Source organism: Pseudoalteromonas sp. Angola-4 (assembly GCF_028599265.1).
GTDB lineage: Bacteria > Pseudomonadota > Gammaproteobacteria > Enterobacterales > Alteromonadaceae > Pseudoalteromonas > Pseudoalteromonas atlantica.
In genome coordinates this window covers 1-17625 of the sequence record NZ_JAQREK010000022.1, presented here as the reverse complement: position 1 = coordinate 17625, position 17625 = coordinate 1, and the positions used below count along the sequence as shown (strand labels likewise).

Here is a 17625-nt window from a genome sequence, read left to right as displayed (position 1 = left end):
TAGTAGTAATAGTATTAAAAGATCTCTTTAAAAGATCCTTTATATTATAAGTGATCAGTGACTTAGATCTTGCCCACTGTTTAATCATTTATCTTCTGCTAATTTCTAGGTAGAATACGCTCCCTTTTGAAGTTTACTGGTTTGATTAAGTAGGATCCCATTAATGATTTTTCACGAAAAGTTTGACGTTATCGTAGTAGGTGGTGGACATGCAGGCACTGAAGCCTCATTGGCTGCTGCACGTATGGGGATGAATACCCTGCTGCTAACTCATAATATGGATACACTTGGTCAAATGTCTTGTAACCCAGCAATTGGTGGCATAGGCAAAGGCCATTTGGTTAAAGAAATTGATGCGCTAGGCGGTGCTATGGCACAAGCTATTGATAAAGGCGGTATTCAATTTCGTACCTTAAATTCTTCAAAGGGACCTGCTGTTCGTGCAACTCGAGCACAAGCTGATCGCGCTTTGTACAAAGCTGCAATTCAAAACACATTACAAAACCAAGAAAACCTAAAAATATTTCAACAATCGTGTGACGATCTTATCGTTGAAAACGACAAAGTTGTTGGCGTAGTAACCCAAATGGGATTACGTTTTAGCGCACCTAGTGTTGTATTAACCGTAGGTACTTTCTTAGGTGGCCAAATACATATTGGTTTAGAGAATTTTAAAGGTGGTCGTGCAGGCGATCCCCCTTCAATTGCACTTGCTGATCGTTTACGTGAGTTACCTTTTAGAGTAGACCGTTTAAAAACAGGTACTCCACCACGTATTGATGCCCGTACAGTTGATTTTAACAAGATGCAGGAACAACCAGGTGATGCGCCTACACCGGTATTTTCGTTTATTGGTAAACAAAGCGATCACCCACAGCAAATACCGTGTTATATCACCTACACAAACGAAAAAACCCATGAGGTTATTCGTAACAATTTACATCGCTCGCCTATGTACTCTGGCGTAATTGAAGGTATAGGACCACGTTACTGCCCTTCAATAGAAGATAAAATTGTGCGCTTTGCTGATAAAGACAAGCACCAAATATTTGTAGAGCCTGAAGGTTTAACATCGTACGAGCTTTACCCTAACGGTATTTCAACCAGCTTACCTTTTGATGTGCAGTTACAAATTGTGCAATCGATAGATGGTTTTGAAAACGCACATATTTGTCGCCCTGGTTATGCTATTGAATATGATTTCTTTGACCCACGTGATTTAAAACAGTCATTAGAAACCAAGTTTATAGACGGGTTATTTTTTGCAGGCCAAATAAATGGTACTACTGGTTACGAAGAAGCCGGTGCACAAGGTTTAATTGCCGGCATGAACGCCGCCTTACAAGTACAAGGCAAAGATGCATGGACCCCACGTCGTGATGAAGCGTATGTGGGCGTACTAATAGACGACTTAGCGACGCTTGGTACAAAAGAACCGTACCGTATGTTTACTAGCCGTGCGGAATACCGTTTATTATTGCGTGAAGATAACGCTGATATTCGCTTAACAGAAAAAGGCCGTGAACTTGGTTTAGTTAACGATGAGCGCTGGCAGGCATTTAACGAAAAAATGGAAGTGATCGAAAAAGAGAAACAGCGTATTAAAGAAACCTGGATCCATAAAGATCATGCTGTGGTTGATCAAGTAAACGCCTTATTAAAAACACCGCTTACTCGTGAAGCAAGTTTAGAGGATCTACTTCGTCGTCCAGAAATTCGTTACGACGATTTAATGGCTATTGATGGACTAGGATCTGAGTTTACAAACCAAGCTGCACTTGAACAAGTTGAGATCCATACTAAATACGCAGGCTACATTGCGCGCCAGCAAGATGAGATCAATAAACAACTTCGTCATGAAGAAACCATTTTGCCTAAAGAGTTCGATTACTCAACGGTATCGGGTTTATCAAACGAGGTAGTTGCTAAGTTAACAGATGCGCGTCCAGACACTATTGGCCAAGCTTCTCGTATTTCTGGTATCACCCCAGCGGCGATTTCGCTATTATTAGTGTATCTGAAGAAGCAAGGCTTATTACGCAAAACTGCGTAATGGTAAAGGTAAACTGTGTTACAGCAACAATTAACAACATTGTTAGCGCAAACTGATATTGCGCTAACTGAAAAACAACAACAGCAATTAGTTAAATACGTTGAGTTACTAAACAAATGGAACAAAGCGTATAATTTAACGTCTGTACGCTTACCAGAAGAAATGATGATTAAGCACATTATGGATAGCTTAGTTGTTGCACCTCATTTACCCGGTCATCATTATATTGATGTAGGCACAGGTCCTGGCTTACCAGGTATTGTATTAGCTATTGCACTACCTGATACGCAATTTGTATTGCTTGATAGCTTAGGCAAACGTGTTCGCTTTTTAATGCAAGTTAAACACGAGCTCGGGCTAAATAATGTCACCCCTGTGCAGTCAAGAGTTGAAGAATATCAACCAAGTGTTAAATTAGATGGCGTACTAAGTCGTGCGTTTGCTTCACTGCAAGATATGGTTGATTGGTGTTCACACTTAATTGATCACTCAGGCAAATTTATAGCGCTTAAAGGTGTGTTTCCTAGTGAAGAGCTAGAGTCGCTACCTGAGGGTGTAAAATTTGAAGATAAAATCTCGCTAGTAGTGCCTGAGCTTGATGCACAACGACATTTAATTATTCTTTCTAAAGACTAGGGATCAGAGACATAGTGGCAAAAGTCATCGCATTAGCAAATCAAAAAGGCGGCGTTGGTAAAACAACAACGGCTGTTAATCTCGCTGCATCTATGGCTGCAACGAAGCGTAAAGTGCTGTTAATAGATCTCGACCCCCAAGGCAACGCTACGATGGGTAGCGGTGTAGACAAATATGGCGATGTCGCCACCATTTACGATTTACTCATTGAAGAAAAACCAATGGATGAAGTGATAATCACTGAAACCTCGGGTGAGTATCATATGATAGCGGCCAACGGCGATGTAACCGCAGCCGAAGTAAAATTAATGGAATTGTTTGCACGCGAAGTACGCCTTCGTAATGCGCTTGAAAAAATACAAGATAAATACGAATTTATTTTTATCGACTGCCCGCCTTCACTAAATATGTTAACAGTAAACGCCATGGCTGCTGCTGATTCTATTTTAGTACCTATGCAATGTGAATATTATGCGCTTGAAGGGTTAACCGCATTAATGGACACTATTACGCAACTTGCAAAGTTAGTTAACCCTAACTTACAAATTGAAGGCATTCTTCGTACTATGTACGATCCGCGCAATCGATTAGCAAATGATGTATCAGAACAATTAAAACAACATTTTGGCGATAAAGTATACCGCACCGTGATCCCACGTAATGTGCGTCTTGCCGAGGCACCTAGTTTTGGTGCACCAGCAATGTACTACGACCGCGCATCAAGTGGCGCAAAAGCCTACTTAGCACTTGCGGGCGAAATGCTACGCAGAAAAGAAAAAACAGCGCCGGTAGTCGCCTAACTTTAAGGTAAAAAAATAACATGTCTGCTAAAAAACGAGGTTTAGGCCGAGGACTCGATGCCCTTTTAAGTTCATCAAAACCAGCGCCGAGCTCAAGCAAGGAACAAGACACAGTAAATGTGACTGAAGCTGTACAAACTGCAGCACAGCCCGTTGCGAATGAATTGCAAAAGCTGCCTATTGAGTTTTTACACTCAGGAAAATACCAGCCTCGTAAAGATATGTCTGAAGAAGCGCTTGAGGAGTTAGCAAGCTCTATCCGCTCTCAAGGCATTATTCAGCCAATTGTGGTGCGCCCAGTTGCAGAAAATAGCTTTGAAATAATAGCCGGTGAGCGCCGTTGGCGTGCTGCACAAATAGCAAAGCTTGAAAGCGTACCTTGTATTGTAAAAGATGTGCCAGATGAAGCCGCCGTTGCTATTGCGCTGATAGAAAATATTCAGCGTGAAGATTTAAACGCAATGGAAGAAGCTATCGCTTTAAACAGATTATTGAATGAATTTGAATTAACGCACCAGCAAGTTGCCGATGCGGTGGGTAAATCGCGCACTACTGTGACCAATTTACTACGATTAAACAATTTAAATAGTGATGTTAAAATTCTGTTAGAGCATGGCGACATAGAAATGGGCCACGCACGCTGTTTATTAGCACTTGAAGGTGAAGCACAATCTGACGCTGCAAGATTAGCCGTAGCTAAAGCGCTAACTGTACGCGAAACCGAAAAGTTAGTACGCTCAATTTTAGAGCCGGTTGCTGCTAAAGAAGCACCAGAAAAAGACCCAGATGTTAAGCGTTTAGAGCAAAAATTAGCCGACAACTTAGGGGCTAAAGTAGAAATAAATTATAACGCGAAAGGCAAAGGTAAGTTGGTTATTTCTTATACCAATTTAGATGAGCTTGATGGCATTTTAAATCGTATAAATCACAGCAATACCGACCATTAAAATTTTACATGTCCGATAAGAGACATTTGTAGCTATTTTGTGTTACAAAGCGTCTACTCAAGTTGCAAAACTGGTAGGATTAAGTATAATTTCGCCAGTTTTCACACCCTAACAATTAGAACGCCATAAAGGTTAACTAAACGTGACTAATAAGTTAGCAAGACCTTATAGGCTTGCCGCATTTAAATTAATTTGTCTTCAGGGTATCGTAGCACTTGTAGCTGCAGTAATTATTTTTGTTGGTTGGGGAGTAAACGCCAGCGTATCAGCACTTGCCGGTAGCAGCGTAGCAATACTTCCCCACCTAGTATTTGCGCTTTATGCATTCAGATATATGGGTGCAAGCAAAGCAAATCAAGCGTATACCTCGTTAAAACGCGGTAACGGATTAAAATTTATGCTAACAATCGTATTGTTTGCACTGATACTCAAGTCAACCACGGTCGTTTTAGTGCCGTTTTTTTGTGTTTACGTATTTGTGCTCTTTACCGGATTGTTTGCACCCGTTTTTTTTAAACATTAACTTTTGGGATATAACATGGCTGCAGAAGAAGTTACTATATCAAGCCATATCCAGCATCACTTAACAAACGCTAAGATGTGTATGACCGACTCAGGTCTTGCCTTCAACAAAGCGTGTGCAGACAGTGGTTTCTGGACATGGAATATAGATACCCTCGCATGGTCAATCGGACTTGGTCTATTATTTTTATGGACCTTCCGAAGCGCCGCAAAGAAAGCTCACACCGGAGTACCGGGTAAATTTCAATGTTTTATTGAAATGATTGTTGAGTTCGTTGGTGACAACGTACGTGACACTTACCACGGTAAAAGCAAATTAATTGCTCCATTAGCCTTAACAATTTTTGTTTGGGTGTTCTTAATGAACTTAATGGATTTAATCCCAGTTGATTTCTTACCTGCACTTGCTGGTTTTGTTGGTGAACAAGCCTTTGGCATGGACTCACACGACGTTTACATGAAAATTGTACCTACCACAGACATAAACTTAACCGCTGCATTAGCATTGGGTGTGTTTATTCTGATGATTGGTTACTCTATTAAAATTAAAGGGGTTGGTGGCTTCATTAAAGAGCTTACACTTCACCCGTTTAGCTCTAATAGCAAAGTGGCTATGATTTTCTTAATTCCTTGTAATTTATTACTAGAAACAATCGCTCTAGTGTCTAAGCCTTTCTCGTTAGCACTGCGTTTATTCGGTAACTTATACGCTGGTGAATTGATATTCATACTTATCGGCGCAGTTGGTTTAATGCAACTTCCGTTGCACTTTGTTTGGGCTGTATTCCATATCTTAGTAATCGTGTTACAAGCATTCGTATTTATGATGCTAACCATTGTTTACCTAAGCATGGCAAGTTCAGACAATCACTAATTTATACACTTTTTATATTTAACTTTAACAATTGAAACTTTGGAGAAAAAAATGGAACTAGTATTAGGTCTTAAGTACATCGCAGTTGCTTTACTTATCGGCTTCGGTGCAATCGGTACTGCTATCGGCTTCGGTAACATGGGTGGTAAATTCCTAGAAGCATGTGCGCGTCAGCCTGAACTTGCACCTTCATTACAAGTTAAGATGTTCATCCTAGCTGGTCTAATCGATGCGGTAGCAATGATCGGTGTTGGTATCGCAATGGTAATCCTGTTCGTACTTTAATTTTATTTTTTGAACAGCTTACTATTTTAAGGAGGAGCGGTCGTGAACATAACAGCCACTCTTATCGGTGAATTAATTGCGTTTACGGTGTTTGTACTATTTTGTATGAAATATGTATGGCCACCACTTAATGATGCAATTGAGTCTCGCCAGAAGAAAATTGAAGATGGTTTAGCTGCCTCTGATAGAGCCGAAAAAGACTTAGAACTTGCGCAACAAAAAGCTGCAGAACAGCTTAAAGATGCAAAAGCTCAAGCGGCTGATATCATTGAACAAGCTAAAAAGCGTGCCGTGCTTATTGTTGACGAAGAAACTGTTCGTGGACAAGAAGAGCGTGAAAAAATTATTGCTCAAGGGCACTCTGAAATTGAATCAGAGCGTAACCGTGTAACAGAAGAGCTACGTAAGCAAGTAGCAACTCTGGCAGTGGTTGGCGCTGAAAGAATTTTAGAGCGTGAAATCAATCAAGCCGCACATAGTGACATCGTTGAAAAACTTGTCGCTGAGCTGTAATTAGGAGGGTATGAGCATGTCTGAATTGACTACTATCGCTCGCCCATACGCTAAAGCGGCTTTTGAACTTGCCGTTGAAAAAGGCACGATTGAAAGCTGGAATGACATGTTGTTTTTTGCAGGCGAAGTTGCCAGCAATGAACAAGCATCAGCCATTCTAGCTGGATTGCCTACTGCTACTGCACAAGCTGAGTTATTTATTAACTTATGTGCTGAGCAGCTCAACGAACAAGGTCAGAACCTAGTTAAGGTGATGGCTGAAAATGGACGTTTGATTGCACTGCCTGAGGTTGCTCAGTTATTCGCTGCGTTTAAAGCAGAGTATGACAAAGAAATCGACGTAGATGTGATTTCGGCAACCCCTCTTGCTGCAGCGCAGCAAGAGTCATTGGTAGCGACACTTGAAAAACGTTTCGCACGCAAAGTTAAGCTGAATTGTAGTGAAGACGCTGCAGTTGTTGGCGGCCTTATTATTAAGGCGGGTGACACTGTAATCGACGGCTCAGTACGCGGTAAATTAAACCGCTTAGCCACAACACTACAATCGTAATTGGGAAAAAGAGCATGCAACTTAATTCCACTGAAATTTCAGATCTGATCAAACAACGTATTGAGCAGTTCGAAGTTGTAAGTGAAGCTCGTAACGAAGGTACTATCGTATCTGTTACTGACGGTATCATCCGCATCCACGGTCTAGCTGACTGTATGCAAGGTGAGATGATTGAGCTTCCAGGCAACCGTTATGCTATCGCACTAAACCTTGAGCGTGACTCAATTGGTGCAGTAGTTATGGGTCCTTACGCTGACCTTACTGAAGGCGTAAAAGTATACACAACTGGTCGTATCTTAGAAGTTCCTGTTGGTGCTGGCTTACTTGGTCGTGTTGTAAACACACTAGGTGCTCCTATCGACGGTAAAGGCGCTTTAGATAACGACGGTTTTGAACCTGTAGAAAAAATTGCACCAGGTGTAATCGAACGTCAATCTGTAGATGAGCCAGTTCAAACTGGTTACAAATCTATTGATGCGATGATTCCAGTTGGTCGTGGTCAGCGTGAGCTTGTAATCGGTGACCGCCAAACAGGTAAAACTGCACTAGCAATCGATGCAATCATCAACCAAAAGAACACAGGCGTTAAGTGTGTGTACGTAGCGGTTGGCCAAAAAGCATCTACTATTGCTAACGTAGTACGTAAATTAGAAGAGCACGGTGCACTTGCAAATACTATCGTAGTTGTAGCATCTGCTTCTGAGTCTGCGGCACTTCAGTACTTAGCACCGTTCTCGGGCTGTACTATGGGTGAATACTTCCGTGACCGTGGTGAAAACGCATTAATCGTATATGATGATTTATCTAAGCAAGCTGTTGCTTACCGTCAAATCTCATTACTACTTAAGCGTCCACCAGGTCGTGAAGCATACCCAGGTGACGTATTCTACCTTCACTCGCGTCTTTTAGAGCGTGCATCGCGTGTAAACGCTGATTACGTTGAAAAGTTCACTAACGGTGAAGTGAAAGGACAAACTGGTTCATTGACGGCATTGCCAATCATTGAAACTCAAGGCGGCGACGTTTCTGCGTTCGTACCGACAAACGTTATCTCTATCACCGATGGTCAGATCTTCTTAGAAACTGACTTATTCAACTCAGGTATCCGTCCGGCAGTAAATGCTGGTATCTCGGTATCGCGTGTTGGTGGTGCTGCACAAACTAAAATCGTTAAGAAACTAGGTGGCGGTATCCGTCTAGCCCTAGCTCAGTACCGTGAATTAGCTGCGTTCTCGCAGTTCGCGTCTGACCTTGATGATGCAACTCGTGCTCAACTTGAGCATGGTGAGCGTGTAACAGAGCTAATGAAGCAGAAACAGTACGCACCAATGTCTGTTGCTGAAATGTCTTTGTCGTTATTTGCAGCTGAGAAAGGTTATCTGAAAGATATCGAAATCTCTAAAATTATGGATTTCGAAGCAGCTTTACTTTCTTATGCAAGTAGCACATACGCAGAGCTTGTGGCTCAAATCAATGAAACTGGTAACTACAACGCCGAGATCGAAGCGCAGCTTAAAGAACTTCTTGAGAAGTTCAAGTCTACGCAAACTTGGTAATTTAGTTATTAATGGTGCGCTTTAGTTTACTAAAGCACACCTTGATTCGGAGAGAGAGTCATGGCCAGCGGAAAAGAGATTAAAAGCAAGATCGGGAGTATTAAAAATACTCAAAAGATCACTAGCGCAATGGAAATGGTTGCTGCGTCTAAAATGAAAAAGGCGCAAGAACGAGTGGCTTCAAGCCGTCCATACGCTGACAAATTACGCAAAGTAATTGGTCGTGTTGCTCAAGCAAATCTTGATTTTACTCACCCGTTCTTAGAAGAACGTGAAGTAAAACGAGTTGGTTATATTGTTATCTCTACAGACCGTGGTCTATGTGGTGGCTTAAACTCAAATGAGTTTAAAAAAGTTGCATTAGACATTAAAGCGTGGAAAGAAAAAGGTGTGGACGCTGAGTTTGCAACTTTAGGTAGCAAAGCTGCTAGCTTCTTTCAACGTTTTGGCGGTCAAGTGCTTGCTAAAAAAGCAGGCCTTGGAGATAAGCCTTCAGTACAAGACGTAATTGGTCCTGTAAAAATTATGCTAGATGCATTCTCTGAAGGTAAAATTGACCGTTTATTCCTGGTATATAACAACTTCGTTAATACCATGAAGCAAGAACCAACAATTGACCAGTTACTCCCTTTGCCAAAAGCTGAAGAAGAAGTATCTGCCCACACATGGGACTACTTATACGAGCCAGGCCCAGACGCTATATTAGAGTCTTTGCTTGTACGCTTTGTTGAGTCTCAGGTATACCAAGGTGTGGTTGAGAACGCTGCCTCTGAACAGGCTGCCCGTATGGTTGCAATGAAAGCTGCAACAGATAATGCCGGCGACCTTATGGATGAGTTACAGCTTGTTTATAACAAGGCCCGCCAAGCGGCAATCACACAAGAAATTAGTGAGATTGTTTCTGGTTCAGCCGCAGTTTAATGCTTCAGGCAAAGATTAACGAGAGGAATAGACATGAGTTTAGGTAAGGTCGTCCAAATTATCGGTGCCGTTGTGGATATTGAGTTTTCTCAAGACAACGTGCCAGCCGTATATGACGCGCTAAAAGTAACAGATGGCGATTTAGCTGGTTTGACTTTAGAAGTTCAACAACAGCTAGGTGGCGGTGTTGTTCGTACTATCGCACTAGGTACTACTGACGGTTTACGTCGTGGCGCAGCGGTAGAAAATACAGGTGAAGCGATTCAAGTTCCAGTTGGTAAAGCAACGCTTGGTCGTATCATGAACGTACTTGGTGAGCCAATCGATGAAGCTGGCCCAATCGGCGAAGAAGACCGTATGTCTATTCACCGTGCAGCGCCTTCATACGAAGAGCAATCAAGTTCAGTAGAACTTTTAGAAACTGGTATCAAGGTAATCGACCTTGTATGTCCATTTGCTAAAGGTGGTAAAGTTGGTTTATTCGGTGGTGCCGGTGTAGGTAAAACCGTAAACATGATGGAACTTATCCGTAACATCGCAATCGAGCACAGCGGCTACTCAGTATTCGCAGGTGTTGGTGAGCGTACTCGTGAGGGTAACGATTTCTACCATGAGATGAACGATTCAAACGTACTTGATAAAGTATCGCTTGTATACGGTCAGATGAACGAGCCTCCTGGTAACCGTTTACGCGTAGCGTTAACTGGTCTTACTATGGCTGAGAAGTTCCGTGACGAAGGTCGCGATGTACTTTTCTTCGTAGATAACATCTACCGTTACACGCTTGCTGGTACAGAAGTATCTGCACTTCTTGGTCGTATGCCATCAGCGGTAGGTTACCAGCCTACACTTGCTGAAGAAATGGGTGTACTTCAAGAGCGTATCGCTTCAACGAAGACAGGTTCAATTACATCAATCCAAGCGGTATACGTACCTGCGGATGATTTAACGGATCCATCTCCAGCAACTACCTTTGCTCACTTAGATGCAACAGTAGTACTTTCACGTGATATCGCATCACTTGGTATCTACCCAGCGGTAGACCCACTTGATTCATCTTCACGTCAACTTGACCCATTAGTAATTGGTCAAGAGCACTACGATACAGCACGTGGCGTTCAAACAGTTCTTCAGCGTTACAAAGAACTTAAAGACATCATTGCTATCCTAGGTATGGACGAGCTTTCTGACGAAGATAAGCAACTTGTATCTCGTGCACGTAAAATCCAGCGTTTCCTATCTCAGCCATTCTTCGTGGCAGAGGTATTTACAGGTGCGCCAGGTAAATACGTTTCACTAAAAGACACAATTGCTGGCTTTAAAGGCATTCTAAGCGGTGAATTTGATGACCTTCCAGAGCAAGCGTTCTACATGGTTGGCTCTATCGAAGAAGCTCAAGAAAAAGCTAAAAGCATGTAATTAGGAGGGTAGTATGGCAGCTATGACTGTACATCTTGACGTAGTAAGCGCAGAGCAGAGCTTGTTCTCTGGTCTAGTTGAATCGATTCAAGTATCTGGTAGTGAAGGTGAGCTTGGTGTTAATGCCGGTCACGCCCCACTACTAACTGCCCTTAAACCTGGTATGGTACGTTTAGTTAAGCAACATGGTGAAGAAGAACTGATCTATATTGCTGGCGGTACACTAGAAGTTCAACCGAACATAGTAACCGTACTTGCTGATACAGCTGTTCGTGGTGAAGACCTAGACGAGCAAGCCGCAGAGCAAGCTAAGCGTGACGCAGAAAGCCAAATGGCTAATGCGTCAGCAGCTGAATTTGATTATCAAAAAGCAGCTATGCAACTAGCAGAAGCTATTGCACAACTTCGCGTAATTCAGCAATTACGTAAAAAGTAAGCCTATCCGGTTTTTAAAAGCCCACGTTATGTGGGCTTTTTTGTGCCTGTAATTTGGCTTTGCACTTATATCGGTTAGCAAAGCTGGTTACAATAAGTGTAATTATTATGAACAGTTTGTTTATCATAGATTCAGTCATTATTTTTTATAATACGGCTGAGTATGTATACATGGAGTGACATGCGTAATCTAGTTAAGCTACTTTCATTAACTCCTCACTAAAACAACGGAAAAAGGAAATTGTTTTAATGGCTCTAACAACAGTAATTCTTGCTGCGGGTAAAGGTACTCGTATGCGCTCTGCTCTACCAAAAGTACTGCATAAAGTGGCAGGTAAACCTATGGTGCAGCATGTTATAGATAACGCAAAGGCACTTGGTGCAACCACCACTAACTTAGTTTACGGGCACGGCGGCGAACTATTACAACAACAACTTGCCGATAACGACGTAAACTGGGTACTGCAAGCAGAACAACTTGGTACTGGCCACGCAGTAGCACAAGCAAACCCTCATATTAATGATGACGACACTGTACTTGTTTTATATGGTGATGTACCTCTTACAAAGCAATCAACACTTGAGCGCTTACTAGCTGCAACACCTAAAAATGGTTTGGCGGTATTAACAGTTAATTTGGTTAACCCAAATGGCTATGGCCGTATGCTACGAGAAGATGGCAAGCTTGTAGGTATTATTGAGCAAAAAGATGCAAGCGCTGAGCAGCTACTTATCAGCGAAGTAAACACCGGCATTATGGCGGTTAACGGCAAGCTTTTAAAAACATGGTTAGGCAATCTATCTAACAATAATGCGCAGGGTGAATACTACCTTACAGATATCGTTGCTATGGCGCACAGTGAAGGTGTAGAAATCACCTCAGCACAGCCCGATCATGCAATGGAAGTTGAAGGCGCAAACAACCGCGTACAACTTGCAGGCCTAGAGCGTGCTTATCAAGCATGGCAAGCAGAAGAGTTAATGTTAAATGGTGCCACCCTAGCCGACCCTGCTCGTATTGATGTACGTGGCAATGTTAAAACAGGCGAAGACGTATTAATTGATATAAACGTTATTTTTGAAGGTAATGTAACCCTAGGCAATAACGTAAAAATTGGGCCTAACTGCGTACTTAAAAACTGTACCATAGGCGATAACGTTGTAATAAAAGCGAATACCCTAATTGAAGATGCAAGCGTAGCGGCTAAATGTACGCTAGGCCCATATGCTCGCCTGCGCCCTGGTGCGGTAATGGAAGAAGACTCGCACATTGGTAATTTTGTAGAGATGAAAAAAACCCGCTTAGGCAAAGGTTCTAAAGCAAACCACTTAAGTTACTTAGGCGATGCTGAAATTGGCGAAAAAGTGAATATAGGCGCAGGTACTATTACCTGTAACTACGATGGAGTTAATAAAGCAAAAACCATTATTGGTGATAACGCCTTTATTGGTTCTAACTCATCACTTGTTGCTCCTGTAAATATTGGTACAACAGCAACAATAGGAGCAGGCTCTGTGATCACCAGTACCGTTGAAGATGAACAACTTGCAATAGCACGCTCTAAACAGCGTAATTTAACGGGCTGGAAACGCCCGGTTAAAAAATAATTATAAAAGGCTACTTAGGTAGCCTTTTTTATTTCAGTTGAAGTTTAAACTGTTCTTTATAGCGTCTAGATAAGTTAAGCATCTTACCTGTAGTTAGTTTTATTTCACTATCGCCACTAGGTAGCGGTGTAATAGACTCTATTCTATCAAGGTTTACGCCATGGCTGCGATGGACTCTGCAAAAGCCTTTATCTTCTAGTTGCTCACTTAGTGCTGTAAGGGTCGTTCTTAAAGGGTAAATAGATGTGCCAATATACAAGTTTACATAGTTGCCCGATGATTCAAGCCAATCAACATCATCTATTTTTACAATAAACTCTTTACCATGCTTTTTTACAAGCAACCGGTTTAGACTGGGTGTGGCTTGTTGCTCGCTTTCTTCTATAGAAGATGCCTCCCCAATTAATTGCTGAACGACATATTGATATACTTTTATGAGCGCAATAAAAAATATAAAGCTTATAGCATCCTTTTGATATTCGTATATTAATTCAAACCAACTCAAACCAAAATCATAAGAGCGACCCCAAGCTAAATATACAAGCTTGCGACTGCCTACCATAATAGCAATATGTAACATGCTAAATACAATTGAAGCGCCAAAATACATACCCAATGAAGCAGGTATTTTATGCCATTTAAAAGGTGTGTTATTCAAAAACCAAATTAAAGCCGGAAACATAAGCAAAGATCCTAGCGCGCTTGAATACTCCCATACAAATGGCTCCCAAATTAAAAATGGTAAATCTCCTGATCTTTTTACCTCCATGATTTGGGTTGTTGCATTTACGGTATTATTAATTAATACGTAAGCACACAGTAATACTGATGCGTATAAGGTTTGAAAACGCTGAAAGTGTTGTAGGTTCATAGTATGTGCTTATATTTATGTGGTGGGTTTATCCCTAAATACCACCGTTTATCACTATTGCCTGTAATATAAGCACTTATGAATAGTTTTTGCGAGTCGTTTAAGTCTTACTAGTACCAATAGGTATACATTGGTTTTAGCATGAATAAACAATTACACGTAACAAACCGCCATTACTTTCTTGATTGGCTGAGAGTCATTGCGTTTGCTGTACTTATTTTTTATCACATTGGCATGTTGTACAGCGAAAACTGGGGCTTTCACTTTAAAAGTACTTATATATCTCACTACGTAGAGTATTTTTTATTGATGTTTGCTCCTTGGAGAATGCTACTGATTTGGTTTATATCTGGAGTAGCACTTCGCTTTATGCTCGATAAAGTGAGAGGTGTTAAATCAAATGCGTTATTTGTTTTAAATCGCTCTATTTTTATATTACTACCATTGCTGGTGGGGTTATGGTTAATAGTTCCCTTTCAGTTGTATGCAGAAATGTCGCAAAAAAGCGTAATAGACATAACGTATTGGCAGTTCTACTTAGCGTTTTTAGATATTAATAATGAGATGTTTGCTAATTACCAGTCTGGGGTATGGCCGCACGTAGACGTAAATCATTTATGGTATTTACGCTCTCTTTGGCAGTTCATGCTTATCATTATTTTATTTTCACTATTCATGAAGCTCCCTTTTTTTACGCCTTTATTCAAGCTAGGTAAAGTGAGCCAGCCATTACTGGTAAGCTTATTAGTCATAGCCATGTTGCTTACACATAACTACTTAGAAGGAGATGCTGTAAGGGAGGCTAACGGCTTTATATTTCTATTTATAGGGTTTCTGTTAGCCAAACATAATTATTTTTGGGCGAGCCTAAAACACTATTATTGGGTGTTATGTGTAAGCTTTACCCTGCTGTGTATATACATATTAATGGCTTACCAAAACGTATTTGATTTACCTAGTTATATCTTTACTACTATATACAATATTCAAAGAGTACTGGGAGTGCTTACCATGCTTGCACTCGCACAGCATTTTTTAAACTTTAAAACTAATTACTTAAAAACATTTAATAGCTGGGTGTTCCCTTTTTATTTATTGCACCAAAGTATACTCATAATCCTATGTTTTGTTTTGCAGCCTTTAGAGGTAGGTTCTTTTATTGAACCACTCTTGGTTGTTATTGGTACATGGTGTATTTGCGCGGTTATTACATTAATAGTGACACGTATTGATATTTTAAGGCCTTTAATAGGTGTTAAAACTCAAAATAGCTATTCCAAGCCTTATAAATTATTAGGTTATACAGTAAGCCTTATTCTTGTGTGCCCCTTAGCATTTAAACTCGTTTTTTAAGTTAAAAAAGCTTTATTAAAAGTGCCATAGCTTTGTCATACCTGTGTGTTGTTATTTTGTTCAATACCACACTAAGGAAAATAACAATGTTAAAAAGGTCACTTATAGCACTTTCACTCATATCAATATTAACGGGTTGCTCACTAGATGGAGATGACGGCCAAGACGGCACGCAAGGTATCCAAGGGGAGCAAGGCACAGCGGGTCAAAATGGTACTAACGGCACTAATGCAAACTCTGCGTTAAATATAAGTTTAGTAGGCCGCGCTGTACTTAATGCCCAAAGCCCCGAAGGTGCAGCCGAAATAGTTGCTTATCAAGCATCTAAAAAGTGGATATACGCCATTAACAGCTCTGGTGATGAAGCCGTTGTTAATATTATACCCGCCGACACCTTTGATACGGCGTCCCTTGTTCAAGATAACGAAGGGATAGTGAGTGCAACTAACCTAACATCAACCATTACCCTTACCTTAAACGACAACACCCCAGGCGATGCAAACAGCATAGCAATAGATGAAAAGAACCAAATGCTAGCTGTGGCTATGGCTGCTAAAAATGTGGGCGAAGCGGGTCAAATTGCATTTTATGACATAAGCGGCGATACACCCGCCTTCATAAAAAATGTACCAGCGGGCTTTTTACCAGACATGGTGACTTTTAACCACGACGGTACAAAAGTAGTTGTAGCCAATGAAGGTGAACCTAATGGCGATTACAGTATCGACCCAGAAGGCTCTGTAAGCATAATTAATATAGTAGAAGGTGTAGTAGCTGATACGGCAACTAATATTGACTTTACTACTTACAATAGTCAGCAAGCTGAACTTGAGTCTGATGGATTTGTGTTTGCTAACCCTACAGGGCGCACTATTAACGGAAATGTAATAAATACGACAGTAGCTATGGATTTAGAGCCTGAGTACGTCAGCATTTCTAAAGATAACAAATATGCCTACGTATCAATTCAAGAAAATAACGGTCTCGCTATTATTAACCTAGAAGATAATAGCGTAGAGCTAAAAGCGCTAGGCTTTAAAGACTGGTCAAATTTACAAATAGATGCATCAGATAAAGACGGCGGTGTTAATTTTAAATCGTACCCAGGGCTTTATGGTATGTATCAGCCAGATACAATTTCAAGCTTTAGCTGGAAAGGCGCAAACTTTATAGTATCGGCAAATGAAGGTGATGCACGCGAGTACTTCTTTGATGTAACAGATGAAGCAGACTGCACAGCAAAGGGCGGCCTAGATTACGATGAAAATGATGGCTGTCTTGCCTATATAGATGAAAGCCGTGTTGAAGATTTAACGCTTGCAGCTAATTTTGACTACTTAAATAACGACGATGACGATATAGGCCGCTTGAAGGTAAGCACTGTAAAAGGTGATACGAATGACGACGGTCAATACGAATCGCTTTATGCCTATGGTGCACGCTCATTTACTATTTGGGACAGTAATGGGCTGGTGGTATTTGACTCAGGCGATGACATAGGTCGTATTACCGCATCGGTTCATGGTGAAGCCTTTAATAACAATGAAGATGAAAACGAAGGTGACACACGCTCAGATGATAAAGGCGCAGAACCCGAAGCGCTAACAATAGGTACGATAGACGAACGCACTTTTGCCTTTATAGGTCTTGAGCGCATGGGCGGGATTATGGTTTACGATATTACCAACCCTTACGATGTGCAATTTGAAGATTACTTTTATAACCGTGGTGTAATAGAAGGGGCAGGTATAACCGGCGACCTTGCACCCGAAGGCATGGTGTTTGTAACTGCCGAACAAAGTGCGACAGGCGAGCCACTGCTTATAATCGGTAATGAGATCTCAGGTTCTATAGCTGTATGGCAAATTGCAGCAAATTAAAACCAACAAAGCAGTACAGCGATTACTAAATGTACTGCTTTTTCTAACGCGCAAATATTAGCTGTAAAATAGCGACTTAACATGCGCGTTTTTTAATCTAAAATCAGCCCGTAGGCCTTTATTTGTATGCGTTTCATACTAAATTAATTTATTTGTCAAAAAGCTGAAATAAAACATTGACCCCCGCTCGAATCTCCCTATAATGCGACCCCACTGAGACGGGAAACGCTGAAGCATAGCAAGGCACAACAGCTCAGAGAGTTAAGTAAAACTTCGGTTTTAAATCTTCTAAAAAGAAAGTTTAAAATTAAGTGTTGACTCGAAAAATAAAGGATGTATTATACGCATCCCTAGCGACAACGTCGCAACGTTCTTTAACAATATAAAGCAATCATCTGTGTG

17 protein-coding genes are annotated in these 17625 nt (G+C 41.1%); 16 read left to right on the top strand and 1 reads right to left on the bottom strand.

Annotated features, from left to right (window positions below; all coding sequences use genetic code 11):
• Positions 1-163 precede the first annotated feature (163 nt).
• From mnmG to glmU, 14 genes are all read left to right on the top strand, one after another.
• Positions 164-2053: a tRNA uridine-5-carboxymethylaminomethyl(34) synthesis enzyme MnmG gene (mnmG, locus tag PSH48_RS18455; protein ID WP_273612073.1), complete on the top strand. Its 1890-nt coding sequence runs from the start codon at positions 164-166 to the stop codon at positions 2051-2053.
• Positions 2054-2068: 15 nt separating this feature from the next.
• Positions 2069-2689 carry a 16S rRNA (guanine(527)-N(7))-methyltransferase RsmG gene (rsmG, locus tag PSH48_RS18450; RefSeq protein ID WP_004588066.1) on the top strand — a complete coding sequence of 207 codons (621 nt, stop codon included), beginning with the start codon at positions 2069-2071 and terminating at the stop codon, positions 2687-2689.
• A gap of 14 nt (positions 2690-2703) precedes the next feature.
• Positions 2704-3489, top strand: coding sequence for a ParA family protein (locus PSH48_RS18445; RefSeq protein ID WP_004588067.1), 786 nt, complete (start codon positions 2704-2706; stop codon positions 3487-3489).
• A gap of 20 nt (positions 3490-3509) precedes the next feature.
• Positions 3510-4436: a ParB/RepB/Spo0J family partition protein gene (locus PSH48_RS18440; protein ID WP_004588068.1), complete on the top strand. Its 927-nt coding sequence runs from the start codon at positions 3510-3512 to the stop codon at positions 4434-4436.
• Positions 4437-4578: 142 nt separating this feature from the next.
• Positions 4579-4959: an ATP synthase subunit I gene (locus PSH48_RS18435; RefSeq protein WP_024032126.1), complete on the top strand. Its 381-nt coding sequence runs from the start codon at positions 4579-4581 to the stop codon at positions 4957-4959.
• A gap of 15 nt (positions 4960-4974) precedes the next feature.
• Positions 4975-5832 (top strand): F0F1 ATP synthase subunit A, encoded by an 858-nt coding sequence (atpB, locus tag PSH48_RS18430; RefSeq protein WP_004588070.1) that lies wholly within the window; start codon positions 4975-4977, stop codon positions 5830-5832.
• A 51-nt stretch (positions 5833-5883) separates the two neighbouring features.
• The gene (gene atpE / locus PSH48_RS18425; protein WP_004588071.1) at positions 5884-6117 is read left to right on the top strand and encodes a F0F1 ATP synthase subunit C; all 234 of its coding nucleotides are present in this window, start codon (positions 5884-5886) and stop codon (positions 6115-6117) included.
• 42 nt (positions 6118-6159) lie between these two features.
• Complete coding sequence (gene atpF, locus PSH48_RS18420) at positions 6160-6630, top strand: F0F1 ATP synthase subunit B (RefSeq protein ID WP_004588072.1); 471 nt, start codon at positions 6160-6162, stop codon at positions 6628-6630.
• Positions 6631-6646: 16 nt separating this feature from the next.
• The gene (gene atpH / locus PSH48_RS18415) at positions 6647-7180 is read left to right on the top strand and encodes a F0F1 ATP synthase subunit delta (RefSeq protein ID WP_004588073.1); all 534 of its coding nucleotides are present in this window, start codon (positions 6647-6649) and stop codon (positions 7178-7180) included.
• 14 nt (positions 7181-7194) lie between these two features.
• The gene (atpA, locus tag PSH48_RS18410; RefSeq protein ID WP_004588074.1) at positions 7195-8736 is read left to right on the top strand and encodes a F0F1 ATP synthase subunit alpha; all 1542 of its coding nucleotides are present in this window, start codon (positions 7195-7197) and stop codon (positions 8734-8736) included.
• Between the two features lie 60 nt (positions 8737-8796).
• Positions 8797-9657 (top strand): F0F1 ATP synthase subunit gamma, encoded by an 861-nt coding sequence (atpG, locus tag PSH48_RS18405; RefSeq protein ID WP_004588075.1) that lies wholly within the window; start codon positions 8797-8799, stop codon positions 9655-9657.
• Between the two features lie 33 nt (positions 9658-9690).
• Positions 9691-11076 carry a F0F1 ATP synthase subunit beta gene (gene atpD / locus PSH48_RS18400; RefSeq protein ID WP_004588076.1) on the top strand — a complete coding sequence of 462 codons (1386 nt, stop codon included), beginning with the start codon at positions 9691-9693 and terminating at the stop codon, positions 11074-11076.
• 13 nt (positions 11077-11089) lie between these two features.
• Positions 11090-11512 (top strand): F0F1 ATP synthase subunit epsilon, encoded by a 423-nt coding sequence (locus PSH48_RS18395; RefSeq protein WP_004588077.1) that lies wholly within the window; start codon positions 11090-11092, stop codon positions 11510-11512.
• Between the two features lie 248 nt (positions 11513-11760).
• On the top strand, positions 11761-13119 hold the full coding sequence (gene glmU, locus PSH48_RS18390; RefSeq protein WP_273612072.1) for a bifunctional UDP-N-acetylglucosamine diphosphorylase/glucosamine-1-phosphate N-acetyltransferase GlmU: 1359 nt from the start codon (positions 11761-11763) through the stop codon (positions 13117-13119).
• A gap of 28 nt (positions 13120-13147) precedes the next feature.
• Here glmU and PSH48_RS18385 read toward each other — a convergent pair whose 3' ends face one another.
• Complete coding sequence (locus PSH48_RS18385) at positions 13148-13990, bottom strand: LytR/AlgR family response regulator transcription factor (RefSeq protein ID WP_054983813.1); 843 nt, start codon at positions 13988-13990, stop codon at positions 13148-13150.
• 141 nt (positions 13991-14131) lie between these two features.
• Here PSH48_RS18385 and PSH48_RS18380 point away from each other — a divergent pair, with 141 nt between their 5' ends.
• Together PSH48_RS18380 and PSH48_RS18375 are read left to right on the top strand one after the other, a co-directional pair.
• Entirely contained in the window at positions 14132-15343 is a 1212-nt protein-coding gene (locus tag PSH48_RS18380; protein WP_273612071.1) for an acyltransferase family protein, read from the top strand.
• An 86-nt stretch (positions 15344-15429) separates the two neighbouring features.
• Positions 15430-17223: a choice-of-anchor I family protein gene (locus PSH48_RS18375; protein WP_273612070.1), complete on the top strand. Its 1794-nt coding sequence runs from the start codon at positions 15430-15432 to the stop codon at positions 17221-17223.
• Positions 17224-17625 lie beyond the last annotated feature (402 nt).